Annotated in this window: 26 protein-coding genes; 5 read left to right on the plus strand and 21 right to left on the minus strand. The window is 32.7% G+C overall.

Annotated elements, in window-relative coordinates; all coding sequences use genetic code 11:
- Position 1 precedes the first annotated feature (1 nt).
- The 16 genes from ABWP78_RS01515 to aspS all read right to left on the minus strand — a co-directional run bounded on the left by ABWP78_RS01515 (position 2) and on the right by aspS (position 14,309).
- Complete coding sequence (locus tag ABWP78_RS01515; protein ID WP_353168248.1) at positions 2-1,432, minus strand: complex I subunit 4 family protein; 1,431 nt, start codon at positions 1,430-1,432, stop codon at positions 2-4.
- Positions 1,432-3,312, minus strand: coding sequence for an NADH-quinone oxidoreductase subunit L (nuoL, locus tag ABWP78_RS01520; protein ID WP_353168250.1), 1,881 nt, complete (start codon positions 3,310-3,312; stop codon positions 1,432-1,434). The genes ABWP78_RS01515 and nuoL overlap by 1 nt, the downstream gene beginning before the upstream one ends.
- Before the next feature lie 6 nt (positions 3,313-3,318).
- A complete protein-coding gene (nuoK, locus tag ABWP78_RS01525; RefSeq protein ID WP_291241457.1) occupies positions 3,319-3,639 on the minus strand; it encodes an NADH-quinone oxidoreductase subunit NuoK in 321 nt (106 codons plus the stop codon).
- Positions 3,639-4,142, minus strand: coding sequence for an NADH-quinone oxidoreductase subunit J family protein (locus ABWP78_RS01530; protein ID WP_353168251.1), 504 nt, complete (start codon positions 4,140-4,142; stop codon positions 3,639-3,641). The genes nuoK and ABWP78_RS01530 overlap by 1 nt, the downstream gene beginning before the upstream one ends.
- Before the next feature lie 2 nt (positions 4,143-4,144).
- The gene (locus tag ABWP78_RS01535) at positions 4,145-4,690 is read right to left on the minus strand and encodes a NuoI/complex I 23 kDa subunit family protein (RefSeq protein WP_353168254.1); all 546 of its coding nucleotides are present in this window, start codon (positions 4,688-4,690) and stop codon (positions 4,145-4,147) included.
- Positions 4,690-5,205 (minus strand): ORF6N domain-containing protein, encoded by a 516-nt coding sequence (locus tag ABWP78_RS01540; RefSeq protein ID WP_353168257.1) that lies wholly within the window; start codon positions 5,203-5,205, stop codon positions 4,690-4,692. Before ABWP78_RS01540 ends, ABWP78_RS01535 begins: the two co-directional genes overlap by 1 nt.
- 124 nt (positions 5,206-5,329) lie before the next feature.
- Positions 5,330-6,364, minus strand: coding sequence for an NADH-quinone oxidoreductase subunit NuoH (gene nuoH / locus ABWP78_RS01545; RefSeq protein ID WP_353168259.1), 1,035 nt, complete (start codon positions 6,362-6,364; stop codon positions 5,330-5,332).
- The gene (locus ABWP78_RS01550; RefSeq protein WP_353168261.1) at positions 6,364-7,383 is read right to left on the minus strand and encodes an NADH-quinone oxidoreductase subunit G; all 1,020 of its coding nucleotides are present in this window, start codon (positions 7,381-7,383) and stop codon (positions 6,364-6,366) included. Before ABWP78_RS01550 ends, nuoH begins: the two co-directional genes overlap by 1 nt.
- Positions 7,384-7,427: 44 nt before the next feature.
- Positions 7,428-8,792: an NADH-quinone oxidoreductase subunit NuoF gene (nuoF, locus tag ABWP78_RS01555; protein WP_353168263.1), complete on the minus strand. Its 1,365-nt coding sequence runs from the start codon at positions 8,790-8,792 to the stop codon at positions 7,428-7,430.
- A 4-nt stretch (positions 8,793-8,796) separates the two neighbouring features.
- Positions 8,797-9,327, minus strand: a complete 531-nt coding sequence (locus tag ABWP78_RS01560; protein WP_353168264.1) for an NADH-quinone oxidoreductase subunit NuoE family protein — start codon at positions 9,325-9,327, stop codon at positions 8,797-8,799.
- Positions 9,328-9,408: 81 nt separating this feature from the next.
- Positions 9,409-10,647, minus strand: a complete 1,239-nt coding sequence (gene nuoD / locus ABWP78_RS01565) for an NADH dehydrogenase (quinone) subunit D (protein ID WP_353168266.1) — start codon at positions 10,645-10,647, stop codon at positions 9,409-9,411.
- Between the two features lies 1 nt (position 10,648).
- Positions 10,649-11,176, minus strand: coding sequence for an NADH-quinone oxidoreductase subunit C (locus tag ABWP78_RS01570; RefSeq protein WP_353168268.1), 528 nt, complete (start codon positions 11,174-11,176; stop codon positions 10,649-10,651).
- Positions 11,177-11,178: 2 nt separating this feature from the next.
- A complete protein-coding gene (locus ABWP78_RS01575; protein ID WP_353168270.1) occupies positions 11,179-11,727 on the minus strand; it encodes an NADH-quinone oxidoreductase subunit B in 549 nt (182 codons plus the stop codon).
- Between the two features lie 11 nt (positions 11,728-11,738).
- Complete coding sequence (locus tag ABWP78_RS01580) at positions 11,739-12,104, minus strand: NADH-quinone oxidoreductase subunit A (protein WP_353168273.1); 366 nt, start codon at positions 12,102-12,104, stop codon at positions 11,739-11,741.
- A gap of 177 nt (positions 12,105-12,281) precedes the next feature.
- Positions 12,282-12,482, minus strand: a complete 201-nt coding sequence (locus ABWP78_RS01585) for a cold-shock protein (RefSeq protein ID WP_291241430.1) — start codon at positions 12,480-12,482, stop codon at positions 12,282-12,284.
- A 72-nt stretch (positions 12,483-12,554) separates the two neighbouring features.
- Positions 12,555-14,309: an aspartate--tRNA ligase gene (aspS, locus tag ABWP78_RS01590; RefSeq protein ID WP_353168275.1), complete on the minus strand. Its 1,755-nt coding sequence runs from the start codon at positions 14,307-14,309 to the stop codon at positions 12,555-12,557.
- A gap of 135 nt (positions 14,310-14,444) precedes the next feature.
- Between aspS and ABWP78_RS01595 the strand changes: the two genes are divergently transcribed.
- The 5 genes from ABWP78_RS01595 (at position 14,445) to ABWP78_RS01615 (ending at position 21,331) form a co-directional block, all read left to right on the plus strand.
- Positions 14,445-15,440, plus strand: a complete 996-nt coding sequence (locus ABWP78_RS01595) for a TlpA family protein disulfide reductase (RefSeq protein WP_353168278.1) — start codon at positions 14,445-14,447, stop codon at positions 15,438-15,440.
- Positions 15,441-15,538: 98 nt separating this feature from the next.
- Positions 15,539-16,528: an aspartate-semialdehyde dehydrogenase gene (locus ABWP78_RS01600; RefSeq protein WP_353168280.1), complete on the plus strand. Its 990-nt coding sequence runs from the start codon at positions 15,539-15,541 to the stop codon at positions 16,526-16,528.
- Positions 16,528-16,860: a hypothetical protein gene (locus ABWP78_RS01605; protein ID WP_353168282.1), complete on the plus strand. Its 333-nt coding sequence runs from the start codon at positions 16,528-16,530 to the stop codon at positions 16,858-16,860. Before ABWP78_RS01600 ends, ABWP78_RS01605 begins: the two co-directional genes overlap by 1 nt.
- A 124-nt stretch (positions 16,861-16,984) precedes the next feature.
- A complete protein-coding gene (locus ABWP78_RS01610; protein WP_353168284.1) occupies positions 16,985-19,195 on the plus strand; it encodes a TonB-dependent receptor in 2,211 nt (736 codons plus the stop codon).
- A gap of 84 nt (positions 19,196-19,279) precedes the next feature.
- On the plus strand, positions 19,280-21,331 hold the full coding sequence (locus tag ABWP78_RS01615) for a prolyl oligopeptidase family serine peptidase (RefSeq protein ID WP_502905444.1): 2,052 nt from the start codon (positions 19,280-19,282) through the stop codon (positions 21,329-21,331).
- Positions 21,332-21,368: 37 nt separating this feature from the next.
- Here the strand turns inward: ABWP78_RS01615 and ABWP78_RS01620 are convergent, their stop codons facing one another.
- From ABWP78_RS01620 to ABWP78_RS01640, 5 genes are read right to left on the minus strand one after another with little or no spacing between them, the layout of a single operon-like run.
- A complete protein-coding gene (locus ABWP78_RS01620) occupies positions 21,369-22,187 on the minus strand; it encodes an SDR family NAD(P)-dependent oxidoreductase (RefSeq protein ID WP_353168287.1) in 819 nt (272 codons plus the stop codon).
- A 12-nt stretch (positions 22,188-22,199) separates the two neighbouring features.
- The gene (gene mtgA, locus ABWP78_RS01625; RefSeq protein WP_502905437.1) at positions 22,200-22,925 is read right to left on the minus strand and encodes a monofunctional biosynthetic peptidoglycan transglycosylase; all 726 of its coding nucleotides are present in this window, start codon (positions 22,923-22,925) and stop codon (positions 22,200-22,202) included.
- 1 nt (position 22,926) lies between these two features.
- On the minus strand, positions 22,927-24,042 hold the full coding sequence (locus ABWP78_RS01630) for an NAD(P)/FAD-dependent oxidoreductase (RefSeq protein ID WP_353168290.1): 1,116 nt from the start codon (positions 24,040-24,042) through the stop codon (positions 22,927-22,929).
- A gap of 28 nt (positions 24,043-24,070) precedes the next feature.
- On the minus strand, positions 24,071-24,838 hold the full coding sequence (locus ABWP78_RS01635) for a DedA family protein (RefSeq protein WP_353168292.1): 768 nt from the start codon (positions 24,836-24,838) through the stop codon (positions 24,071-24,073).
- 35 nt (positions 24,839-24,873) lie between these two features.
- Positions 24,874-26,124 (minus strand): dicarboxylate/amino acid:cation symporter, encoded by a 1,251-nt coding sequence (locus ABWP78_RS01640; protein WP_353168295.1) that lies wholly within the window; start codon positions 26,122-26,124, stop codon positions 24,874-24,876.
- Positions 26,125-26,139 lie beyond the last annotated feature (15 nt).

Raw genomic sequence — 26,139 nt, forward strand, 5'->3', positions numbered from 1 at the left:
ATTATTTAATTTGAGTTAAAATTGATTGTAAACTTGGTGTAATTAGATCGATTATTGGTTGTGGAAATAATCCGAAGAAAATTGTTAAACCTACTATAATTACTAATACAATGCTTTCTTGTTTCGTTATTTTTTTAAATGATTTTGTTTCTGATCCAAGCATTACTTTTTGAAACATTCGTAACATATAAAATGCGCCTAAAATAATTGTTGTACCTGCAACTACAGCGTACCAAATGTTTACTTTAAATAAACTGTAAAGTAAATTAAATTCTCCAATAAAATTAAAAGTAGTTGGTAACGCAACAGAGGCTAACATTATAATCATAAATAATGATGCAAAATAGGTGTCTTGAATTCTGATTCCGCCCATTTCTTTAATTTCGTATGTATTGTATCTGCTGTAAATTAATTCTACTACATAAAATAATCCAACAATTACAATTCCGTGTGAAAGCATTTGTAAAACTGCACCTTGAAATCCTTCAAAAGTTAAAGAATATAAACCAGCAGCAATTAAACCAACGTGTGATAAAGACGAATAGGCTAAAAATTTCTTAATGTCTTTTTGTTTTAATGTTACAATCGCACCATAAATAATTCCGGCAATTGATAATGCAACAATATATGGAATGTGTGCTTTTGCTACTTCATCTGTTAATGGCAATTGCCATCTTAGCACACTGTATAATCCCATTTTCAACATAATTCCAGACAATAACATCGTACCAACAGCAGGCGCTTTGCTATACGTGTTGGCTTGCCAAGTATGGAAAGGAATCAATGGAATTTTAATAGCATATGCTAAAAAGAAAGCAACGAAAATATATGTTTTTTCTGCAGTTGTTAATTGCAACGCATATAATTTATTGATATCAAAACTACCACCTTTTGTGTATAAATAAATAAATGCTAAAAGCATAAATAAGGATCCTGCAAACGTATAAATAAAGAATTTTAAAATGGCTTTTTTACGTTCTTCCAAATCTCCATTACCCCAAGTTAAGGCAATGAAATAAATAGGAATTAATGCAATTTCCCAAAAGATGTAATATAAAATTCCATCTGATGCTAAAAATGTTCCTGCCATAGCAAAACCCATAAATAGCATTAAAGCATAAATAGATCTTGAATTTTCAAATTTTGTGATGAATCCAGATAAGATAATTAAGGGTAATAATCCAGTGGTTAACAATAACATAACTAAAGATAAACCATCAACGTGTAAGGCGAAGTTTATGTTTAGTTGAGTAATCCAAGGTACATTTACATCTAAATTTTCACCTGCTTGATAAGCATTTAAACTTAATAGTGTCACTCCGAAAGCAGCAATACTTGATACTAAAGCTATTTTAGGCGCGAACTTGTTTCCTGATAAATAGGTGACAATTGCGCCAACTAATAATACAATTAAAACGATACTACTATCCATTATTTTACATCTCGAATTATAAATACATAAACTAAAAACCCAACCATTCCGAATATGAATGCAAACAAATACACGCCAATATTACCATTTTGAATTTTCTTCCCTTTAATAGATAATGCATAAGTAGCACCACCTAAACCAATAACTGCTTGTGAAATAAATTTCTCCACATATTTTTTAGCAAAATTGGAAATCATATAGATTGGTTTCACAATTGTTGCCATATAAATTTCATCTAAATAATATTTATTAGACAAAACTTTGTGTAACCCTTGAACTTCTGAATCAGCTACTGGAATTTCTTTTTTCTTAAGATATTTAGAATAAGCAATACCAATTCCGACTAAAGCACCAACAGTTGCAATAGCCATTAACATATAAGCTTGACCATCTAAATGATGCGCTTCATGTTTTTTGAATAAAGGTGCTAAATAATGATTTAACCAACTGTTTCCTGGTAAGCTAATTGCTCCACCAATAGCTGCTAAAGTTGCTAAAATCACTAATGGAATAGTAATTAATGCGGGACTTTCGTGTAAATGATGTTTTTGTTCTTCTGTTCCTCTAAAGTCGTTGAAGAAAGTTAAATACATCAATCGGAACATATAAAAAGCAGTCATAATAGAAGCAATCGAACCAACAACCCATAAAGGGATATTACTATGAAAAGCCGTCATTAAAATTTCATCTTTAGACCAGAAACCAGAGAAAGGAAAAATACCTGAAATCGCTAATGTAGAAATCATCATTGTCCAAAAAGTAATAGGCATCACTTTTCGTAAACCACCCATATTTCTCATATCTTGATCTCCATGTAAAGCATGAATTACAGAACCTGAACCCAAGAACAAACATGCTTTAAAGAAAGCGTGTGTTATTACGTGAAAAACTGCAACTTCATAAGCGCCTAAACCTAATGCTAAAAACATTAAACCTAATTGCGAAACGGTAGAATAAGCTAATACTTTTTTAATATCGTTTTGAACTAATCCAATTGATGCTGCTACAATAGCTGTAATAGCTCCAACAATTGCAATTACGTTTTGAATTTCTGGTGTTAAATCGAATAAGAAATTCATTCTAGTAATCATAAAAATACCTGCTGTTACCATGGTTGCTGCGTGAATTAATGCAGAAACAGGTGTTGGTCCAGCCATTGCGTCTGGTAACCAAGTCGCTAAAGGTAATTGTGCTGATTTACCACAAGCTCCAATGAATAAACATAAAGCTGCGATTGATACAAGGCTAGGAGTGATTAAATCTTTTCCTAATAAGGCTTTTATTTCTAAAAATTCTAAAGTTTGAAAATGGAAACCTAAGATGAAAATTCCAATTAAGAAACCTAAATCTCCAATACGGTTCATAATGAATGCTTTTTTCGCAGCATCATTATAATCTTGGTTTTTATACCAAAATCCGATTAGTAAGTACGAACATAAACCTACGCCTTCCCAACCTATGAACATAATTAGTAAGTTACTTCCTGCTACTAAAGCAATCATAAAGAATACGAATAAATTTAAATAGGAGAAAAATTTATGCATATTTTCATCTTCGTGCATATAACTAATAGAGTACAGATGAATCAAAGCACCAATTCCTGTTACAAACAACAACCATAAAACAGACAATTGATCTAGTAAGAAAGAAAAATTTATTTTAATGTTTCCAATTGAAAACCAATCTGCCAAATGAAAAGTTATTGCTTTTCCATCGGTATTAATTTGAGAAAATAATGAAATCGTACATAAAAAAGACACAACAATTGCTGTTGTTCCTAGTACACCAGAAATTGTTTTTCCTAATGATTTACCGAAGAATGTGTTGATTAAAAAACCAACTAACGGTGCAAATAATAAGAGTAATATTGTAGTATTCATTTAGAATTATCCTTTTAGATTTTTTAAATTATCGATGTCAATATTTCCAATATTTCTAAATACCGAAACAAGAATAGCCAATCCAACAGCTACTTCAGCTGCAGCGACTGCCATAGTGAAAAATACAAATACTTGCCCTGATGGATCTTCATGATACGAAGAAAACGCAACCAAAAGTAAGTTGACAGCATTTAACATAATTTCAATTGACATAAACATGATTATGGCATTTCTTCTGTATAGAAGTCCAAACGCACCAATACAAAACAGCAATGCTGAAAGTGTAATGTAGTTTCCAATACCAACGTGTTCTAATATGTTCATAATTAAATTTTTTCTTCTTTTTTAGAAATTAATACGGCACCAATCATAGATACTAAAAGTAAAACAGAAGCAAATTCGAAAGGAACTTGGTATTCGTTTAACAATACATTACCTAAAACTTTAATAGATTGATAATCTACACCAGAATTTACATATTCTATATTTTCTGGTTGTGCTTTACGAAGCGCTGCAATTAAAACCAATCCTAAAATTCCAGCTGAAAAAACGGCTGCAAGTTTTGCATAAAGTGGTTTAGATGTTTCGTCTTCTTTGTCTAAATTCATAAGCATTAAGGTAAATAACAATAATACCATAATAGCTCCTGCATACACTATAATATGTACGATAGCCAAAAATTGCGCATTAAATAGTAAGTAATGTCCTGCTAATGAGAAAAAACATATTACTAAATAAATAGCACTATGAATTGCATTTTTGCTGAATACAGTTAAAAAGGCAGTTCCTAATGTTACGGCTGATAATATATAAAAAACAATTTCTATCATAATTAATTTACGGTATTAGTTTGCGTGTTTTTAATTGCCATATCTAAAGGCATCACTAGTTTGTCTTTTCCGTAGATAAAATCTTCTCTTTCGTAACCCGATTTCACAATTTTTTTAGAAGTTGTTAAGTAAATGGCTTCTTTAGGACACGCTTCTTCACATAAACCACAGAAAATACAACGCAACATATTTATTTCATAAATTTCGGCATATTTTTCTTCTCTATACAAATGCTTTTCATCTGCTTTTCTTTCTGCAGCTTTCATCGTAATGGCTTCTGCAGGACAAGATAAAGCACATAATCCGCAAGCGGTACATCTTTCTCTGCCTTGGTCGTCGCGCATTAGCATATGTTGCAAACGAGCAATTGGACTCATTTCGCGCACTTCTTCTGGATATTTTATGGTCACTTTTCTTCTAAACAAATGTTTAAGAGTGGTCCATAAACCTTTCAGAATCGTCCAAACGTAAATACGTTCTAAGAATGTCATTTCCTTATTGGAAACTTCCATTTTTCTTCCTGATAATGATATTTGTTGTACTGACATTATTTATAACCTATTTTTTTTCTTGGTTCTGTATTTTCTTGTTTTTCCATTAATTCGTCTAAATAATTGAAGACTAATTCAATGTTTTTATCGTGATTGTTTAATTTTTTTCTTATTTCTTCAATTTCAAGTTTCAAGTTTATAGTGTCTGTAACTACTTCTCTAATTTTTGTAAACACTCTAATGATTTGAATATTTATTTTTATTGCAGTAGCACTATTTAAAACACTTGACAACATTGCAACGCCTTGTTCTGTAAAAGCTAAAGGCGTGTATCTATTTCCTCCCCAACTTGAGGTGCCAAATTGGCTCCTCAAGATTTCAACTTCCCTTTTGTTTAATTCAAACATAAAGTCAGCAGGAAATCTTTCAATATTTCTTTTAACCTGTCTTTTTAATTGTTTATTTTCGATTGAATAAAGTTCTGCTAAATCTTTATCTAACATTACTTTTTGATTTCTAATAAAATAAATCTTATCAGAAATTACTTCATTCGGAATAATTGTATTTTCCATACTTTTTTGGCGTTTATTATTTATTTTGGCTTGTATTTTTATGCTTTTACTTGAAGTGCTAAATTAGCTTTTCAAGTTTTTTAAAAGGTATCGCATTTTGCGTTACCTAATTATTTATTATATTTTAGTTTCCAAATAATACCATTACAATTCCTGTAATAATAATATTGATTACCGCTAATGGTATTAATATTTTCCAACCTAAATGCATCAGTTGATCGTATCGGAAACGTGGAATCGTCCATCTTACCCACATGTAGAAAAAGATGAAGAAACATATTTTTGCGAATAAGGTTATAAATCCTAGTAACGCACCAATATTTATGCCCCAATTTTCATTTACCCAACCCATTCCTGGAAAGTGGTAACCTCCTAAAAACACCACAGCTAAAATAGTTGATGAAATAAACATATTGGCATATTCAGCAAATAAATAGAATCCCATTTTCATGGAAGAATATTCGGTGTGATACCCACCAATTAATTCCGATTCACATTCTGCTAAATCGAAAGGTGTCCTGTTGGTTTCTGCAAACGAACAGATTAAGAAAATCAAAAATGCTAATGGTTGATAGAAAATATTCCATCCGTCATTGGCTTGCATTATTGTGATGTCTTTTAAAGATAAAGATCCAGACATCATTAAAATGGATATCATGGCCAATCCCATCGCCACTTCATAAGAAATCATCTGTGAAGAAGCACGAACCGCAGACATTAAAGAATATTTGTTGTTGGATGCCCAAGCGCCAATCATAATTCCGTAAACACCAATTGATAGTACGCCAAAAACATATAATATGGACACATCAATATCTGTAGCTTGAAGTAAAACATCTCTTCCGAAAACATGAATTTTATCACCCCAAGGAATTACAGCACTAGTAATTAACGCTGTACTCATGGCGATTGCAGGTCCTAAAATAAATAAAAATCTATTTGGTGTGTTTGGGAAAAATTCTTCTTTTGTAAATAATTTAGCGCCATCGGCAAGTGGTTGTAAAAGTCCACCCCATCCTGCACGGTTTGGACCCACACGGTCTTGTAAAAATGCGGCAACTTTACGTTCTGCCCAAGTTGAGTACATCGCCATAAACATGGTTAATGCAAAAACGACAACAATTACAATGCTTTTTTCTATGATAAATGCACTATCCATTATTTTTGAGTATTTTTTAATGGAACACCTGACATACTGATTCTTACTTGATCTTGTTTTCTACCTTTTAAAATAAAATCTTCAGTTTCAATAATTACTTTTTCTAACGGACGAATATAATTATTTTGGTTAATCACAGAATCTTTATTGAATTGTTTTGGCCCTTCAATGGTCCAGTCTGACACTTCTTTTTTATCGAAACGACAGGTATTACATATAAATTCTTCTACTTCACCATATTGGTCTTTTCTCCCAGTTACTCTTTGAATTTCGTTTCCAAACATCCAAACTGTAGTTTTTCCGCAACAAGTAGTACATTCTCTGTGTGCATTGAAAGGCTTGTTAAACCAAACTCTACTTTTGAAACGGAAGGTTTTGTCTGTTAAAGCGCCAACAGGACAAACATCAATCATGTTGCCAGAAAATTCATTATCAATCGCAGCAGAAACACAAGTTGAAATTTGCGCGTGGTCTCCACGGTTTAATACACCATGAACTCTATTATCCGTTAATTGGTCAGCTAAAGTGGTGCAACGTTGACATAAAATACAACGGTTCATATGTAATTGAATTTTGTCACCAATATTTTCTGGTTCAAAAGTTCTTTTTTCTTCTATGAAACGTGTTTCTGATTTTCCGTGTTCGAAACTTAAATTTTGTAATTCACATTCTCCAGCTTGGTCACAAACAGGACAATCCAAAGGGTGGTTGATTAATAAAAACTCGGTTACAGATTTTCTAGCTTCTGTTACTCTATCTGAATTTTTACTATTCACTTCCATACCATCCATACATCCTGTTACACAAGATGCCATTAATTTTGGCATTGGTCTTGGATCGGCTTCGCTACCTTTTGCTACTTCGACTAAACAGCAACGACATTTTCCACCGCTTCCTTTTAATTTAGAATAATAACACATGGCTGGTGGTACTAAATCGCCTCCAATCATACGCGCAGCTTGCAGGATGGTTGTTCCTGGTTCTACTTCAACGCTTTGTCCGTCTATGGTTACTTTCATGTTATAATTGTTTGATTCTTAATAGAATCATTTTTGAGTTTTTATTAAACAGTTTGTTTGCTTACTAAGTGTTGTACTTTCGAAAAAGGTTCTGCTACAAAATGGTTTCTATCTTTAATTTTTTCTGGGAATCTTACGTGATATTCAAATTCTTCTCTGAAATGACGAATAGCTGCTGCTACTGGCCAAGAAGCCGCATCGCCTAATGGGCAAATGGTGTTTCCTTCAATTTTTGATTGAATGTTCCATAGTAAGTCGATGTCTTCTTCACGACCTTGACCATTTTCAATTCTCCATAATATTTTCTCTAACCAACCTGTTCCTTCTCGGCAAGGTGTACATTGTCCGCAAGATTCGTGATGATAAAATCTTGAAAAATTCCAAGTATTTCTTACGATACAAGTCGTATCATTATAAACAATAAAACCTCCAGAACCTAACATCGAACCAGATGCGAAACCTCCATCTGATAAGGATTCGTAGGTCATTAATCGGTCTGTTCCGGCTGCAGTTTTGTATATTAAATGTGCGGGTAAAATCGGAACAGAAGATCCTCCAGGGACTAGAGCCTTTAAAGGTCTATCATCAATCATACCGCCACAGTATTCGTCTGAATTCATAAATTCTTCAACTGTAATACCCATTTCAATTTCGTACACACCTGGATTTTTAATATGTCCAGAAGCAGAAATTAATTTAGTACCTGTGGAACGTTCCAAACCAATTTTCGCATATTCGGCTCCACCATTCATTACTATCCAAGGCACAGCTGCAATAGATTCTACATTATTTACTACAGTTGGGTTCGCCCATAATCCTGAGATCGCAGGAAACGGTGGTTTGATACGAGGATTTCCTCTTTTACCTTCTAAAGATTCTATTAAAGCAGTTTCTTCTCCACAGATATATGCTCCAGCACCAACATGCACGTATAAATCTAAATCGAAACCAGAACCTTTAATATTTTTTCCCAACCAACCTGCTGCATAAGCTTCTTTGATGGCTTTTTCTAAAATTTTGTACACCCACATATATTCTCCTCTAATATATATGTAAGAAAGATTTGCGCCAAGTGCGAAACTTGAAGTAATCATGCCTTCAATTAAAAGGTGAGGAATATATTCCATTAAGAAACGGTCTTTAAAAGTACCTGGTTCAGATTCGTCAGCATTGCAAACTAAATGACGTGGTTTTCCTGATTTCTTATCGATAAAACTCCATTTCATTCCCATAGGAAAACCGGCACCACCACGACCACGAAGTCCTGAAGCTTTTACTTCTTCAGTAATATCATCTGGTTGCATGGTTAATGCTTTTTCCACTGATTTATAACCGCCATTTTCACGGTACACCTCATAGGTTTTAATTCCTGGAATATTTATTTTGTCTAATAATATTTTTCTTCCCATGATATTATTTATCGTGTAAAGTTATTTTTTCTGCTTTGCAATCTTCAATTAAAGTATCGAAGGATTCCTTTGATAATTTTTCGTGATAAAAATCGCCTAATTGCAACATTGGAGCATATCCACAAGCGCCTAAACATTCTACACCAACTACTTGAAACAATCCGTCTGAAGTAATTTCTCCTTCTTTTACGCCCAATTTTGAACAAGCGTAATCCATTAAATCTTCTACGCCACGTGTAACACAACATGATGTTCTACAAAATTCGAACATATATTTAGCTATCGGTTTTGTATTAAACATCGTATAGAAAGTTACTACTTCATACACTTCAATTGGAAGAATTTCCAAAATTTCAGCTACTTTTTGTTGCAGTTCTACACTCAACCAATTGTCATGAGCATCTTGTACTTCATGTAAAACAGGTAGTAATGCCGATTTCTTTTTATCTGCAGGATAATGACTGATTAGTTCGTTAATACGTGTCATTAACGCTTCAGTTATGTGTATCTCTTGTTTGATATTTGATATTTCCATTTTTTTTATTTTAAATTTTGAATTAGAAATTTTAAATGTTTGTACTAATTTATAATTTAAAATTCATCATTTATAATTTTATTAAGCGTCTAATTCGCCAGCAATTACATTTAAACTTGATAAGATTACAATAGCATCTGACAACATGGCTCCTTTAATCATTTCAGGGTAAGCTTGATAATATATAAAACTTGGTCTTCTGAAATGTAATCTATAAGGTGTTCTACTTCCGTCTGTAATTAAATAAAAACCTAATTCACCATTACCGGCTTCAACTGGTTGGTAAACTTCGGCTACTGGGACAGGAATTTCTCCCATTACAATTTTAAAGTGATAAATTAAGGCTTCCATATTATGGTATACATCATCCTTTGGAGGAAGGTAATAATCTGGAACATCAGCGTGGAATACATTTCCTTCTGGCATTTTATCTAATGCTTGACGAATAATGCTTAAACTTTCCCAAACTTCGGCGTTTCTTACACAGAATCTATCGTACGTGTCACCTGATTTTCCAACAGGAATATTAAATTCAAAATCTTCATAAGAAGAATACGGTTGTGCAACACGAACATCGTAATCTACACCAGCGGCTCTTAAATTCGGACCTGTAAATCCGTAATCCATTGCCATTTCTGGAGTTATTGCTCCTACATTAACTGTTCGGTCAATAAAAATTCTATTTCTTGTAAATAAATCTTCAAATTCTTTCCAAGCTACTGGGAAATCTTTTAAGAATGTATCTAATAATTCAAATGCTTTTGGCGACCAGTCTCTTTCAAAACCACCAATTCTTCCCATATTTGTGGTTAAACGTGCGCCACAAATTTCTTCGTAAATTTCATAAACTTTTTCTCTGAATTGAAATACGTATAAGAAACCTGTATATGCACCAGTATCCACTCCTAAAATAGAATTACAAATTAAGTGGTCTGTTATACGAGCCAATTCCATTACTATAACACGTAAATATTGTGCACGTTTTGGAACTTCGATATCTAATAATTTTTCTAAAGTCAACCACCAAGCCATATTGTTAATTGGCGATGAACAATAATTCATTCGATCTGTAAGCGGTGTAATTTGATAAAATGGACGATTTTCTGCAATTTTTTCAAATGCTCTATGAATATATCCTATTGTTGGTTCGGCGTCTAAAATTCGTTCACCATCCATTAATAAGATGTTCTGAAAAATTCCGTGAGTGGCAGGGTGCGTAGGTCCTAAGTTTAAGATAGCTAATTCGCTTCCGTCTTCGTTATGACGCTCCTCAATGTATTTATAATATCTGTGATCAACTGGTAATGCTACTGTTCCCATCTTAAATTGTTGAATTATTAATGGTTCTTCCAAAGAAACGGTCGTCTTTGTCTGTTCTTCCTGAATCTTCCATAGGAAATTCTTTTCTCATTGGAAAAGAAGTCATTTCGTCCATATTTAAAATACGAACTAAATTTGGATGTCCTTTGAAAATAATTCCATAGAAATCAAATGTTTCACGCTCCATCCAATTGGCACAATTAAATAAAGAAACTATTGATTTTACTTCAGGAGTGGTTCCGTTTAAAAATGTTTTTACTCGTATTCTTCTGTTTTCGTACCAATTATGTAAATGATATACCACGCAAAATTGCTCGTTTGTATCGCTATCTGGATAATGAACTCCGCATAAATCAGTTAAGAAACTAAAGTTTAAACTAGGTTCTTCTTTTAAAAATTTTATTACGTTATGTACAACATTTACATCAGCTTCTAAAACAAACATATCGTATTCTGTTCTAAAATACTTAACGTTGTCTCCAAAAGTTTCTTGAAGTTTACTTTGTATATCTACCGATTCTAAAGCCATTATTATTCTATGTTATAGGAAGCTAACAATTCTTTATATTCTGCAGAATGTCTTCTTCTTTGAGATTCACTTTTTACTAATTCTTGTAGTTGCATTACTCCGTCTACTATTTGTTCTGGGCGAGGTGGGCAACCTGGTACATAAACGTCTACAGGGATAACTTTATCAATACCTTGTAGTACAGAATACGTATCAAAAATACCACCTGATGAAGCACAAGCTCCAACAGCAATTACCCATCGAGGCTCAGACATTTGTTCGTAAACTTGACGTAAAATCGGAGCCATTTTTTTTGAAATGGTTCCCATTACAAGAAGCATATCTGCCTGACGAGGAGAAAAACTCACACGTTCGGATCCAAAACGAGCCAAATCATAATGCGATGCCATTGTTGCCATAAATTCGATACCACAACAAGAAGTAGCAAATGGTAATGGCCATAATGAATTGGCACGAGCCAAACCAACAACTTGGTCTAGTTTCGTAGCGAAGAATCCTTCACCTGTATGTCCTTCAGGAGCATCAACCATATTTACTTTATTCTTATCCATACTTTATATTGTTATTCCCAAACTAATGCTTTCTTCTTGATTACATAGAAGAATCCGATTAGTAATAATATCATAAAAATGCTCATTTTTATAAGTCCTTCTACACCCATTTCTTTAAAATTTACTGCCCAAGGATACATAAAAATAACTTCGATATCAAAAAGAACGAATAAAATAGCTACTAAAAAATATTTTACAGAAAAAGGAATACGTGCGTTTCCAACCGATTCAATTCCGCATTCGAAACTCTTATCTTTGTTGGTAGATGATCTTTTAGGACCTAATAAACTTGAGCCAAAAATTGTTAAAGCAACAAACCCAACAGCAAGAAGTACTTGCATTAAAATAGGTATAAAATCGATTTGAGAATTTTGCATTTTGATGTTGTTTTGAAAATAGCCACAAAATTAATTTGTATTGCGGTATTATCAAAATTTAAACTACATTAAGAATGGTGATTTTAGTAAAAAGAATGTATTTATAATCATTCTAAATTAAAAACAAGACACAAAAAAAACGCTCCGTTATCGGGAGCGTTTTTAGACGGTAATAAATTAATCGTTTAATATTACAACTTTAGTTGCTACAATTCCTTTTCTTCCTTCTTCTTCTTCATAACTAACTCGGTCTCCCTCGTTTAAGTTTTCAACATTGATACCTGTAGCGTGAACAAAAATGTCCTTACCTGTATCTTCGTTAGTGATAAAACCAAAACCTTTAGTTTCATTGAAGAATTTTACTGTTCCTGTTTGCATTATATGCGTATTTAATTATTAATAATGAGCAAATATATAAATTATTTTAACACAAGCAAGAAAATTGTGTTTTTATTTTAAAATTTTTATTTTTATATGTAATTCATCTAATTGTTTTTCGTCGATTATAGAAGGTGCGTCAATCATTACATCTCTTCCAGAATTATTTTTTGGAAAGGCAATAAAATCTCTAATAGTCTCTTGACCTCCCAGTATAGCTACTAATCTGTCTAATCCAAAGGCCAAACCTCCGTGTGGAGGCGCACCAAATTGAAAGGCGTTCATTAGAAATCCAAATTGATTTTCTGCTTCTTCTTTAGTAAATCCTAATAATTCAAACATTCTTTCTTGTAAACTTCTATCGTGTATACGAATAGAGCCTCCGCCAATTTCGTTTCCGTTTAAAACCATATCATAGGCATTGGCTCTAATTTTACCTGGCTCGGTTGTTATTAAATGCATATCTTCTGGTTTTGGAGAAGTAAATGGATGGTGCATCGCATGGTATCTTTCCGATTCTTCATCCCATTCTAATAATGGGAAATCTAATACCCAAAGTGGTGCAAATTCATCTGGATTTCTTAAACCTAAACGAGTCGCTAATTCCATACGTAAAGCAGAAAGTTGGGTTCTTGTTTTATCGGTATTTCCACATAAAACAAAAATCATATCTCCAGGTTTTGCTCCCGTAATGTCTGCCCATTTTTTTAGATCTTCTTGGTCAAAAAACTTGTCCACAGATGATTTTAAACTTCCGTCTAATTCATATTTACAATAAATCATTCCGGTTGCGCCAATTTGTGGACGTTTTACCCAATCAATTAACGCGTCGATTTCTTTTCTGGTATATATTGCACAACCTGGAACTGCGATACCAACTACAAATTCAGCGGCATTAAATACAGGAAAATCTTTATGTTTGGTTACTTCGTTTAACTCGCCAAATTCCATTCCAAAACGAATGTCTGGTTTGTCATTTCCATACGTTTTCATTGCATACTCGTATGTGATACGAGGGAATTTATCTATTTCAACGCCTTTTACTTCTTTAAGTAAATGACGGGTTAATCCTTCAAATTGATTTAAAATATCTTCTTGTTCAACGAAGGCCATTTCACAGTCAATTTGTGTAAATTCTGGTTGTCTATCTGCACGTAAATCTTCATCACGGAAACATTTCACAATTTGAAAATACTTATCCATTCCGCCCACCATCAACAATTGCTTGAAGGTTTGTGGCGATTGTGGAAGTGCGTAAAATTGTCCTTCATTCATTCTACTTGGCACTACGAAATCACGAGCACCTTCTGGAGTAGATTTTATTAAATAGGGCGTTTCAACTTCGCAAAAGCCTTCGTTTGATAAATAATTTCTTACTTCTTGCGCCACTTTATGACGGAATAATAAGCTGTTTTTTACAGGATTTCTACGAATATCTAAATAACGGTATTTCATTCGGATATCTTCACCACCGTCCGTTTCATCTTCAATTGTAAATGGTGGAGTTAACGATTCATTCAAGATAGTCATTTCAGAAACTAAAATTTCAATATCACCCGTTGGAATATTTTTATTTTTAGATTCTCTTTCAATTACAGTTCCTTTTACCTGAACCACAAATTCACGACCTAAAGATTTTGCAGCTTCAAAAATGACTTTATCCGTTCTGGTTTCATCTAAAATTAATTGCGTAATTCCATATCGGTCACGCAAATCAATCCAAATCATAAATCCTTTATCACGTGTTTTTTGAACCCATCCCGCTAAAGTAATTTCCTGATTAATATGTGTAGCGTTAAGTTCTCCACAATTATGACTTCTATACATTGTTATTTGTTTTTTGCAAAAGTATAATAATTTTAAATTTTATTTTAGTTTAACAATTAATAATCTTAACAATTTTTTTGTATTTTATTTTTTTAATTCTGTTATATTTACACTTTATAAATTAAATTTTTCAAAATGACAAACCACAAAACATTTTTATTAGGCGTTGTAGCAGGTGTTTTTTCTTTAACAGCCAGTGCTCAAGTTAAATTTTCAGCTAAAATTGCAAATAAACCAGCAGATACCATTTATGTAAAATCAAGAGGTTTCAGCCAAATGATTGTGGCAGATAAAAAAGGCCATTTTAATGCAACTTTCAAAGTAACAGATGGGATGTTTAAACTTGAAGTTGACGAACAATATGCAGATATATATTTGACCAATACTTCAGATTTACAAGTAAATTTGGATTATAAAGATTTTGATAACACCATTTCTTTCAAAGGAAAAGGAGCAAAAGAAAACACGTTTTTAGCTGCTGAAATGCTAAAACAAGCAGATCAAACTGCTTTTGAACCAATGATGAAAGCGGAAAATTTAGAAATTTTAACTTCTGAAGTAGCTAAATATAAAGAGACGATTTTTGCAGCATTACCTAAAGATTTAGACGCTGGTTTTGTAGCTAAATATAAAGGAGATGTTGAAAAAGGTATGAAAGGTATGATTGATTATCTTTCGGCAGGTTTTGAATTAAAAAAATTAAACGGAACGCCTTCTCCAACTTTTAAATATGAAAATCACAAAGGTGGTGTTAAGTCTTTAGAAGATTTAAAAGGGAAATTTGTTTATGTAGATGTATGGGCAACTTGGTGTGGTCCTTGTCGTCAAGAAATTCCTTTTTTACAAAAAACAGAAACGGCTTATCACGGTAAAAATATCGAATTTGTAAGTATTTCAATAGACGAGCAAAAAAATCACGACAAATGGAGCAAGTTTGTTACCGAAAAAAACTTAGGAGGTATTCAATTATTAGCAGATAAAGATTGGAAATCAGATTTTGTACAAGGCTATAAAATCAATGGCATTCCAAGATTCATTTTAATTAGCCCAGAAGGAAAAATTGTAAACGCAGATGCACCAAGACCTTCGTCACCTGAATTAGTAACGTTATTAGATTCGTTAGTAAAATAATTTTCTAAACACATAGTTACATAGGTTTTTCTAAAAAAGTGAAAATCTATGTTTCTATGTGTTTATTTTTTAATTTTGTATTTTAAACAAACAAACAAATGAAAGTAGCCGTTGTTGGAGCCACTGGAATGGTGGGAGAAGTAATGCTTCAGATATTAAAAGAAAGAAATTTTCCGGTAACGGAATTAATTCTTGTTGCCTCAGAAAAATCTGTAGGTAAAGAAATCGAATTTAACGGGAAAACATATAAAGTTGTGGGTTTACAAACTGCAGTAGATATGAAAGCTGATATTGCTTTGTTTTCTGCTGGTGGAGAAACTTCTTTAGCTTGGGCGCCAAAATTTGCTGCTGCAGGTACAACAGTTATTGATAATTCTTCAGCTTGGAGAATGGATGAAACTAAGAAATTAGTCGTTCCAGAAATCAATGCCGATATTTTAACTGCTGATGACAAGATTATTCCAAACGCAAATTGTTCTACGATACAATTAGTAATGGCTTTAGCGCCTTTACATAAAAAATATAAAATTAAACGTATTATCGTTTCTACCTACCAATCTATTACTGGTACAGGAGTCAAAGGCGTACAACAATTAGAAAACGAATATGCTGGTATTAAAGGCGAAATGGCTTATAAATACCAAATTCATAGAAATGCCATTCCACAATGTGATGTGTTTGAAGAAAACGATTACACGAAAGAAGAAATGAAATTGGTTCGTGAAACCCAAAAAATCTTAAATGATAAAACCATTGGCGTTACGGCTACTGCGGTAAGAATTCCAGTAGTTGGCGGACATAGTGAAGCGGTTAACGTAGAATTTTATTCAGATTTTGATGTAAATGAAGTTCGTACCCTTTTACACAATACACCAGGAATTACAGTTCAAGATAATTTAGATACATTTACGTATCCAATGCCGTTTTACGCAGAAGGTAAAGATGATGTTTTTGTAGGACGCATTCGTAGAGATGAAAGCCAACCAAACACATTGAATATGTGGATTGTTGCTGATAATTTACGCAAAGGTGCCGCAACAAATACCGTACAAATTGCCGAATATTTAGTGGCGAATAAATTGGTATAATGCAAAAAAAATATGTAAAATTTAACGTACTGATGGCATTGGCACTACTTTTCGCCATATGCTATCAGTCGTTACATATTTTTACAGATGTAGCCCATCATTTTCACAATGAGGTTATTCAAGAAAACACTTCTAAAACGCATTTATCAGCTGATAATCATAACGATTGTCCGGTTTGTAATTTTGAATTTGCAGCCTTTTTATCGGAAGCTGTTTTTACTTTTGATTTTATAAATTCTAATCCTACCTTTCATTATTCTTCTGTTTACGAATCCTTCGTAAAAGAAAATGAATTTTTATATTTTTCTTATCGAGGTCCACCTGTAGTTTAAGTTTTATTAAAGTAAATTTAAGCCACTGATTTCATTGATTATTACAGATTTAAAATCGTTTTAATCTTTTAATCTGTGGCAAAAAATATTGCAATTTAAATCAATAAAATTTAAACGTACACAAATGAAAATATATATTTTTCTCATCATATTGATGGGCTTTACCTCTTTGGGCTTTGCTCAAAATGTTATTTCAGGAACAATAAAAAACCAAAATAACGAACCTATTTCTAATGTTGAAATTTCAATTTTAGATGGCGTTATTCAATCGAAATCCAATGAAAAAGGAGAATTTCAAATCACGAATTTACCCATTGGAAAACTGACTTTGATTTTCAAAAAAGCGAAATTCGAAATCAAATCGCAACAAATTAGTATTGGAAATCAAGACCAAATAAAATTAGATATTGTCTTAGAAAAAGAAGCTCATCATATCGATGAAATTTTAATTTCTTCTGTTTTTAATACCACACAAAACGAAAATGTGGTAAAAATTGACCATATTAATTTAAAACAAATACAAAATATGGGTGCCATAAATTTATCGGACGCATTGGCTACAAACCCGGGAGTAAATGTTGTTTCAACTGGAATTTCAATAGGCAAACCTGTTATTCGAGGGTTAAGCGGAAACCGAGTTTTGACATACGTACAAGGTATCCGATTAGAAAACCAACAATTTGGAGAAGAACACGATTTAGGTTTAAATGCAAACGGACAAGAAAGTGTAGAAATTATAAAAGGACCCGCTTCTTTATTATATGGTTCGGATGCTATGGGTGGTGTTTTGTATTTTAATCCAGAAAAATATGCTGCTACAAATAAAACTGAATTTTCAGTAAATCAAGTTGTAAATAGTAATACTCAAGGTGTAAATAGTTCGGTTACCTTTAAAAATTCTGTTGATAAATTTAAGTTTTTAGTTCAAAATAATTATACTTCACACGCCGATTACAAACTTCCAAATGGTGAATCAGTTGTGAATACGCGTTTCATTGAAAAAGATTTTAAACTAGGAACATCCTATGTAACCTCTCGTTATGTAGCCGATTTAAGATATAATTATAACGATTTGAATTTGGGTTTACCCGAAGAAAACTTAGAAAATCGAAAATTTAGAACGCCCTTATTTCCAAGTCAGAAAATCGAAAATCATTTATTAAGTTTTAACCAGAAATTATTTTTTAAAAATTCAAAATTAGAAGCAACGGCTGGTTACGTGTTTAATGACAGAAAAGAATTGGAAAGTGAAAACTTAACGGCGCTTTATATGAAATTGAAAACTTTTAATTATAATGTAAAGTACTATTTACCTGATTTTGGAAGCCTAATAACTATTGTTGGATTTCAAGGAATGAATCAAGAAAACAGAAATTTCGGAGAAGAACGATTGATTCCAAATGCAAAAATTGCAGATATTGGTTTCTTTGGAACCTCGCAATACGCATTTCAAAAAAATCTGTTGCAATTTGGTGTTCGATATGATTTCAGAAAAGTAAATATTGAACAATTTGGAGAAATTGGGGCGGAAGGTGCTTTTCAAAAATTAGATAAAAACTTCAAAAGCATCAATGCGTCTTTAGGATTAAAAACGGATGTTACGTATAAAATTACGTCAAGAATCAATTTTGCCTCGGGTTTTAGAGCGCCAAATTTATCTGAATTATCTTCTAATGGCGTACACGAAGGAAGTAATCGATACGAAATTGGTAATTCAAATTTAAAAAACGAGCAAAATTTCCAAATTGATTTGAATGTTGATTATAATGCTGAACATTTTGATTTTTTTGCGAACGGATTTTATAATCATATCAACAATTATATTTTTATAGCACCTAATGGAACAATGATTGATGATAATTTCGTGTATGATTATTTACAAAATGATGCTGTTTTATATGGTGGAGAAACAGGAATTCACTTGCATTTACACGAAATCGACTGGTTACACATGACAAGTAGCTACGAAATGGTTATTGGACAATTAAACACTAATTCTAATTTACCATTATTACCAGCCAATCAATGGAAAAATAATTTTAGAGCGAATTTTGATGTTTCAAAAAACATTAAAAATAGTTTTGTTTTCTTTCAAGCAAATTATACGTTTAATCAAAATAGAATTGGAAATTTTGAAACCAAAACAAACGATTATCTTTTACTTTCAACAGGATTTGGAATTGATATTCAGTTGAAAAAATCAACATTTAATTTGTTCCTAACAGCTACCAATTTATTAAATAAACAATATGTAGCCCATTTATCTCGCTTAAAATCGGATGGGATTTATAACATGGGAAGAAATATAGTTTTAGGTGTAATTTTTAATTTGTAGAAATCATATATTTGTAACTTAATAAAAAATAAAAATATGAAAGCAATATTTATTTTTACAACTTTAATTTTCTCATTCGGTAGTATGGCTCAAAATAAAATTACCTATCCAGAAACGAAAAAAATCGGCCACGTTGATACCTATTTTGGTAAAAACAGTAACGACCCTTATCGTTGGTTAGAAGATGACCGAAGTGCAGAAACGGAAGCTTGGGTAAAAGCTCAAAATGTAGTAACTTATGACTACTTAGCGCAAATTCCATACCGAAATCAGCTTAAAACGAGAATGGAACAATTATGGAATTATGAAAAAATTTCGGCGCCATTTAAAGAAGGTGAGTATACCTATTATTATAAAAATAATGGGCTTCAAAATCAATCGGTGTTGTATCGAAAAGATAAAAATGGAAAAGAAGAACTCTTTTTGGACCCTAATACTTTTTCTAAAGACGGGACCACTTCTTTAGGCGGAATTGATTTTAGTAAAAACGGAAGTTTAGTAGCTTATTCTATCTCTGAAGGGGGAAGTGATTGGCGTAAAGTTATTGTAATGGAAGCTAAAACTAAGAAAATTATAGGCGACACGATTGTGGATGTAAAGTTTAGTGGTGTGTCTTGGTACAAAAACGAAGGCTTTTACTATTCAAGTTACGACAAACCTGTAGGAAGTGAATTATCGGCAAAAACCGACCAACACAAATTGAATTATCACAAATTAAACACTTCGCAAAAAACAGACAAATTAATTTTTGGTGGCGATGTTAAAAGAAGGTATGTTGGCGGTGGCGTTTCGGAAGATGAAAACTATTTATTCATTACCGCTGCAAATTCAACTTCAGGAAACGAATTGTATTATTTAGATTTATCAAATCCAAATAGTAAAATCGTAACATTGATTGATAATTACGAAAACGACAATGATGTTTTAGACAACAAAGGATCGAAAATTTATTTGGTAACCAATTATAAAGCGCCAAACAAACGCGTGGTGACTTTTGATTTAGCAAATCCTGCTAATGAAAATTGGAAAGATTGCATCGCAGAAACCAAAAATGTACTGTCGCCTAACACGGGAAGTGGTCATATTTTTGCAAGTTATATGAAAGACGCTGTTTCCTTCATCAAACAATATGATTATAACGGAAAATTAGTTAGAGATATTGAATTACCAGGTGTTGGAACGGCTGGAGGGTTTGGCGGAAAAGAAAAAGAAACTACATTATATTTTTCATTTACGAATTATGTAACGCCAAATACCATTTATACATTTGATCCAAAAACAGGAAAATCTGAAATATATCAACAACCTAAAGTCGATTTCAATTCATCAAATTACGAATCGAAACAAGTGTTTTACACTTCTAAAGATGGTACAAAAGTTCCGATGATTATTACTTATAAAAAAGGAACTTCGTTAAACGGAAAAAACCCAACCATTTTATATGGTTACGGTGGATTTAATATAAGTTTAACTCCTGCTTTTAGTATTTCAAATGCGGTTTGGTTAGAAAATGGAGGCATTTACGCTGTAGCGAATTTACGCGGAGGTGGCGAATATGGAAAAGAATGGCATGATGCTGGAACCCAATTTAAAAAACAAAACGTATTTGATGATTTCATAGCTGCAGCCGATTATTTAATTAAAGAAAACTATACTTCATCTGATTATTTAGCCATAAAAGGCGGTTCTAATGGTGGATTATTAGTGGGTGCTGTAATGACGCAACGTCCTGATTTAATTAAAGTTGCATTACCTGCAGTAGGTGTTTTAGACATGTTACGTTACCATACATTTACCGCTGGTGCTGGTTGGGCTTACGACTATGGAACAGCTGATAAAAGTGCCGAAATGTTTGAATACATTAAAGGGTATTCGCCTGTACATAATGTAAAAGCGGGAACAAAATATCCTGCTACTTTAGTTACTACTGGCGATCATGACGACCGTGTAGTGCCAGCGCATAGTTTCAAGTTTGCAGCCGAGTTACAAGCGAAACAATCTGGAGACAATCCGGTTTTAATTAGAATAGAAGTAAACGCAGGGCATGGCGCTGGAAAATCAGTAGCAGCAACCATTCAAGAAAATGTAGATATGCAAGTATTTACTTTATATAATATGGGAATCAAAAAAATATAAATAGAAAAAGCCCTTTAAAACTTCCTGAAGGGCTTTTTTATTTATTCAAAGTGAACTTTCTAATGATATAGTTAAATATTTTGTAACCCAATACACGTCTTAAAATCCGCATTATATTCGCATCAAAACCTATTGTATATCTTCTGAAGTTTTTATTTGGTTTTTCGGCAATTTTAAATAATTTTTCAACAATTTGTTGCGGTAACTCTTCGTTTTTGCCTGATTTATCCAAAAGCAATTTCGAAATTTTATCCATTAATTTATTGTAAGAAAAAATTTCTGTTGGCGCACATTTGGTTACATTTTTTTGAAATGAAGTTGGTGCATTACCAAATTGAACTGTAGCTACACTAATATTAAAATCTACCAATTCATAAGCCATACATTCTGAGAAACTTTCTACTGCTTGTTTGGTCGAATGATAAAAATTCCCAAGGGGCAAATTTACTAAGCCCGCAACAGAAGTAATATTTATAAATTGTCCAAATTTTTGTTGTCTAAACGATGGTATAAAAGCCCGGCACACTTTTACAACACCAAGCCAATTTACATTTACAATCGTATCAATTTTGGTGTCTTCAGAAAGTTCTACAAAACTTCTGTAGCCCATTCCTGCATTATTAATTACGGTATCTATTTTTGGATGGTTTTCCAAAATAATTTTAGTAGCCGATGCAATGCTTTCCGAAGAAGTAACAACCATTTCGTAACAAAAAATCGAAGGAAAATCTTTAAAATCTTCCCCTTCAGATAGATGTAGTAACGTAGCAATAACCGTCCAGTTGTTTTTAGCAAAATATAATGAAGTTTGTTTGCCAATTCCTCCACCAGCACCAGTTATTAATACAGTTTTCATTTTAATATCTTGTTAATATTTTAATTTTGTCATTAAAATATAGCGTGCTATTCTGCTTTGTTTTCTGCTAATATATGCAGAACCATTAGGTTTAAATCTTCTCGGATTTGGTAATATTGCAGCAATTCCTGCGGCTTGCATTCGGGTTAAGCTTTTACAGTCTTTTTTATACCAATGTTGCGTTGCGGCGTCTGCGCCATAAATGCCGTCGCCCATTTCAATACTATTTAGGTACACTTCAAGTATGCGTTCTTTGCCCCAAATTAATTCAATTAATACAGTATAATAGGCTTCTAATGCTTTTCGAAAATAACTTCTTCCTTGCCAAAGAAATACATTTTTTGCGGTTTGTTGCGTAATTGTGCTTCCGCCTTTTAATTTTTTACCTTTAAAATTCCCTACAGCCGCTTTTTGCATTGCAGAAAAATCCAATCCATAATGTTCAAAAAACCTACCGTCTTCACTGGCAACAACCGCTTTTTGTAGATTTTTAGAAATGTCTTCTAACGGTACCCAATGGTGCTTGGTTTCAATATTTTTTCCTGCAGATTTATTTTCAAAATATCTGATTACCATAAGTGGTGTGTAGGGCACAGGCACAAATTTATAAAGCATTACAAAAAACAAACTAACGATATTGAACCATATAATTAGTTTCCAAAAGAAACGCATTATATGACTGAAAAATCCTTTTTTTCCAGTGCTTTTTGGTTTTATTGTTGCTTTTATTGCTGCCATTTTATACTAAATCTGCTACTTCTTTTCCAATTAAACTTCCTATAGCTACGCCCATTCCGCCCATTCTAACGCCGCAATATACGTGATTACTTACTTGTTGAACTATTGGTTTTTTCGAATTTCCTATTCCCATAATGCCACTCCATCGATGTTCAATTTCGAAAGGGGTATCACGCAAAATTACATTTTTTAACAAATCTTCCAAGTGATTTTGAATTTTTTCACTGGTTTCCAATGAAGTAGTAGTTTCTCCTTCAAAATCTAAGTTTCTTCCGCCACCCAACAGAATTCGGTTATTGATATTTCTAAAATACGAATACCCCTTATCTAAATGAAAAGTACCCTTGATGTCTAAATTAGCAATTGGTTTTGTAATTAAAACTTGCGCTCTTGCAGGTTTTACTTGATTTTTAGTTAATTCGGAAGCAAAACCATTTGTAGTAAAAATTAGTTTTTTGGTTTTAAAACTGACTTCATTTGTTACGACTTCAATTTCATCATTCAATTCCTGATATTGAGAAACAGTTTGATTGTTTAGAATTAAAATATCGTGTAATGCTGCTTTTTTTAATAGAGCTTGCATCATATTTCCGGTGTCAATTTGACCTTCAAAAGAGTTAAAAATCAAATGCTCAAATGTGTTTTTAAACTGAAAAGTATTGCTCACTTTGGTATACACATCTGATTTGAATAATGGACGAACAATCTCGTTTATAAAAGGAATTTTGGAGACACAATCATTATAAAACGCTTCGTCTTCTTTTAGAAACAATTCGTAACCGCCTAAAGGTTGATAATCAATGACAGCATCACCTAAATTTTCACGAAGAAGTTGCAAACCGGAATATCTTTTTTGAATTAGTTGGATAACTTCTTCTTCTTCTGTATGTGTTTTTAAATCGTCAATAATTTCGGAAACGCTTCCAAAACAAGCAAAACCAGCGTTTTTAGTACTGGCGCCTTGAGGCAAAACGCCTTTTTCTAATAGTATAATTTTGGCTTTTGGAAACCGTTCTCTTAAACGAATAGCGGTATGTAACCCTACAATTCCGCTACCTACTATGGTGAAATCCACGTTGGAGAACCAATTTTTTAATTCCCAATAGCTTAGTTGCATATTATAATTTCTATAAAATTAGCTTAATTTACGCATCACCAGAACCATCTGCATTCCCTAATTTTCTCGCTTTAATTGCTTTCATTACTAAAGGGAATGTAGTTACAGCCACTAAAATTAGTATGATTTTTTCGATATGGTGTTTTAAATCAATATCAAATTTTTCTAAAAATAAGCCGTATAAATAATGTCCTGCATACACCAAAATAAACGACCATAAAATAGAACTTAAAATATTATATAACATGAATTTACTTTTTTTCATGTGTACAATTCCAGCAATAATAGGTACAAAAGTTCTTACAATGGGTAAAAAACGTGCAAAAACAATTGCAATTCCGCCATGCTTTTGAAAGAAGCTTTCAGAGTGGTACAAATACTTTTTCTTAAAGAAAAAACCATCTTCTTTTTGATATAAGTTTTTCCCGTACACCGAACCAAACCAATAGCCGAAAATATTACCAATTATCCCTGAAAGGGCAATTAATGTGGCAATCACAAAAACAGGCGAATAGCCTTGAGGTAAAAAAGTTAAAGGTTGCGCCAATGCTTCACAATAAATTCCAGATAAAAATAATAAACTATCACCCGGAAGAAAAAAGCCTATAAACAAACCGGTTTCAGCAAATACAATAAACAAAACCATATAAATTCCGATAGGAACACCACCTAATTCAAGGTTTATGTAAAATTCGGGATTAAATAGTTGGGTCCATGTAAATTCTTTATCAATTTCTTGGGCTTGTAATACTACGTTTAATTTTAATTTTTCAAGTAGGTCTATGATGATTTTCATGGGTTTCAATTTTATTTTTTTGGCAAGAATTAATATTAACTCTCGATTTCTTGTGAGGTTTCGTGTTTAGATTCCCATTTGTCAATTGCAGCTGTTGAAAGCGCGTTTCCTAAAACGTTCGTCATACTTCTGGCCATATCACAAAAATGGTCAATTGGCAAAATTAAAGCAATTCCTTCTGGTGGAATGCCAAACATAGCACAAGTGGCTACTACGACAATTAACGAGGCTCTTGGCACACCGGCAACTCCTTTACTTGTTAACATCAACACTAAAAGCATGGTAAGTTGTTCGGGTAAACTCATTTCTATACCGTATACTTGCGCAATAAAAATACTGGCAAACGTCATGTACATCATACTTCCGTCAAGGTTAAAAGAATAACCCAGCGGCAATGTGAAAGACACAATTTTTGGTTGGCACCCAAAACGTTCTAATTCTTCAACCATTTTAGGAAAAACAGCTTCAGAACTTGTAGTAGAAAAGGCAATTAATAAAGGACTTTTAATACGTTGTAACAATACAAACAAACGTTTTCCTAAGATGATATAACCAACAGTCAAAAGGATTAACCAAAGTAATAGTATTCCCACTAAAAACGCACCTAAATATTTGGCGTAAAGCGTAAATACTTCAAAGCCGTGTTTTGCTATAGCGCTTGCTACAGCACCTAAAACCCCTAATGGTGCCGTCCACATAATAAAAGTAACCATTTTTAAGATGACATGTGAAACCGAATCTAATAATTTAAGAATGGGTTTGGCTTCTTTCTTACTAAATGCCGCTAAAGCCACACCAAATAAGATAGAAAAAATTACTATTTGTAAGATTTCATTAGTAGCTAAAGCTTCAAATAAACTTTTTGGAATAACATGTTTTACAAATTCTTCTAATGAAAAACCTTTTGAGTTTTCTAACAATTCAGAAGCACTTGAAGCGTCATCTAATTTAATTGTGGTTCCTTTTCCAGGTTCGAAAAAATTCACTAAAACCATTCCTAACAACAAGGAAATTAAGGAAGCAGAAATAAACCAAGCCATGGCTTTTCCACCCACGCGTCCTACCATTTTCATGTCGCCCATTTTGGCAATTCCAACCACTAAAGTAGAAAAAACTAAAGGTGCAATTATCATTTGAACCAATCGTATGAAAATCGTTCCAAGTAATTTTATATTTTTTGAGAAGGTGTCAATGGCTTCAGGAAACTGATAATGCACAATTCCACCTAAACCAACTCCAATAATAAGCGAAATGATAATTAATATAAAGAGTTTATTGTTTTTCATTTTTCATTTTTATTT

Source organism: Flavobacterium sp., assembly GCF_040402955.1.
Taxonomy (GTDB): Bacteria; Bacteroidota; Bacteroidia; order Flavobacteriales; family Flavobacteriaceae; genus Flavobacterium.

What these genes read in the sequence shown, in the direction of transcription:
- ABWP78_RS01515 (WP_353168248.1), bottom strand. Translation starts at nt 1,432, where the DNA reads ATGGATAGTAGTATCGTTTTAATTGTATTATTAGTTGGCGCAATTGTC.
- nuoL (WP_353168250.1), bottom strand. Translation starts at nt 3,312, where the DNA reads ATGAATACTACAATATTACTCTTATTATTTGCACCGTTAGTTGGTTTT.
- ABWP78_RS01530 (WP_353168251.1), bottom strand. Translation starts at nt 4,142, where the DNA reads ATGATAGAAATTGTTTTTTATATATTATCAGCCGTAACATTAGGAACT.
- ABWP78_RS01535 (WP_353168254.1), bottom strand. Translation starts at nt 4,690, where the DNA reads ATGTCAGTACAACAAATATCATTATCAGGAAGAAAAATGGAAGTTTCC.
- ABWP78_RS01540 (WP_353168257.1), bottom strand. Translation starts at nt 5,205, where the DNA reads ATGGAAAATACAATTATTCCGAATGAAGTAATTTCTGATAAGATTTAT.
- nuoH (WP_353168259.1), bottom strand. Translation starts at nt 6,364, where the DNA reads ATGGATAGTGCATTTATCATAGAAAAAAGCATTGTAATTGTTGTCGTT.
- ABWP78_RS01550 (WP_353168261.1), bottom strand. Translation starts at nt 7,383, where the DNA reads ATGAAAGTAACCATAGACGGACAAAGCGTTGAAGTAGAACCAGGAACA.
- nuoF (WP_353168263.1), bottom strand. Translation starts at nt 8,792, where the DNA reads ATGGGAAGAAAAATATTATTAGACAAAATAAATATTCCAGGAATTAAA.
- ABWP78_RS01560 (WP_353168264.1), bottom strand. Translation starts at nt 9,327, where the DNA reads ATGGAAATATCAAATATCAAACAAGAGATACACATAACTGAAGCGTTA.
- nuoD (WP_353168266.1), bottom strand. Translation starts at nt 10,647, where the DNA reads ATGGGAACAGTAGCATTACCAGTTGATCACAGATATTATAAATACATT.
- ABWP78_RS01570 (WP_353168268.1), bottom strand. Translation starts at nt 11,176, where the DNA reads ATGGCTTTAGAATCGGTAGATATACAAAGTAAACTTCAAGAAACTTTT.
- ABWP78_RS01575 (WP_353168270.1), bottom strand. Translation starts at nt 11,727, where the DNA reads ATGGATAAGAATAAAGTAAATATGGTTGATGCTCCTGAAGGACATACA.
- ABWP78_RS01580 (WP_353168273.1), bottom strand. Translation starts at nt 12,104, where the DNA reads ATGCAAAATTCTCAAATCGATTTTATACCTATTTTAATGCAAGTACTT.
- ABWP78_RS01585 (WP_291241430.1), bottom strand. Translation starts at nt 12,482, where the DNA reads ATGCAAACAGGAACAGTAAAATTCTTCAATGAAACTAAAGGTTTTGGT.
- aspS (WP_353168275.1), bottom strand. Translation starts at nt 14,309, where the DNA reads ATGTATAGAAGTCATAATTGTGGAGAACTTAACGCTACACATATTAAT.
- ABWP78_RS01595 (WP_353168278.1), top strand. Translation starts at nt 14,445, where the DNA reads ATGACAAACCACAAAACATTTTTATTAGGCGTTGTAGCAGGTGTTTTT.
- ABWP78_RS01600 (WP_353168280.1), top strand. Translation starts at nt 15,539, where the DNA reads ATGAAAGTAGCCGTTGTTGGAGCCACTGGAATGGTGGGAGAAGTAATG.
- ABWP78_RS01605 (WP_353168282.1), top strand. Translation starts at nt 16,528, where the DNA reads ATGCAAAAAAAATATGTAAAATTTAACGTACTGATGGCATTGGCACTA.
- ABWP78_RS01610 (WP_353168284.1), top strand. Translation starts at nt 16,985, where the DNA reads ATGAAAATATATATTTTTCTCATCATATTGATGGGCTTTACCTCTTTG.
- ABWP78_RS01615 (WP_502905444.1), top strand. Translation starts at nt 19,280, where the DNA reads ATGGCTCAAAATAAAATTACCTATCCAGAAACGAAAAAAATCGGCCAC.
- ABWP78_RS01620 (WP_353168287.1), bottom strand. Translation starts at nt 22,187, where the DNA reads ATGAAAACTGTATTAATAACTGGTGCTGGTGGAGGAATTGGCAAACAA.
- mtgA (WP_502905437.1), bottom strand. Translation starts at nt 22,925, where the DNA reads ATGGCAGCAATAAAAGCAACAATAAAACCAAAAAGCACTGGAAAAAAA.
- ABWP78_RS01630 (WP_353168290.1), bottom strand. Translation starts at nt 24,042, where the DNA reads ATGCAACTAAGCTATTGGGAATTAAAAAATTGGTTCTCCAACGTGGAT.
- ABWP78_RS01635 (WP_353168292.1), bottom strand. Translation starts at nt 24,838, where the DNA reads ATGAAAATCATCATAGACCTACTTGAAAAATTAAAATTAAACGTAGTA.
- ABWP78_RS01640 (WP_353168295.1), bottom strand. Translation starts at nt 26,124, where the DNA reads ATGAAAAACAATAAACTCTTTATATTAATTATCATTTCGCTTATTATT.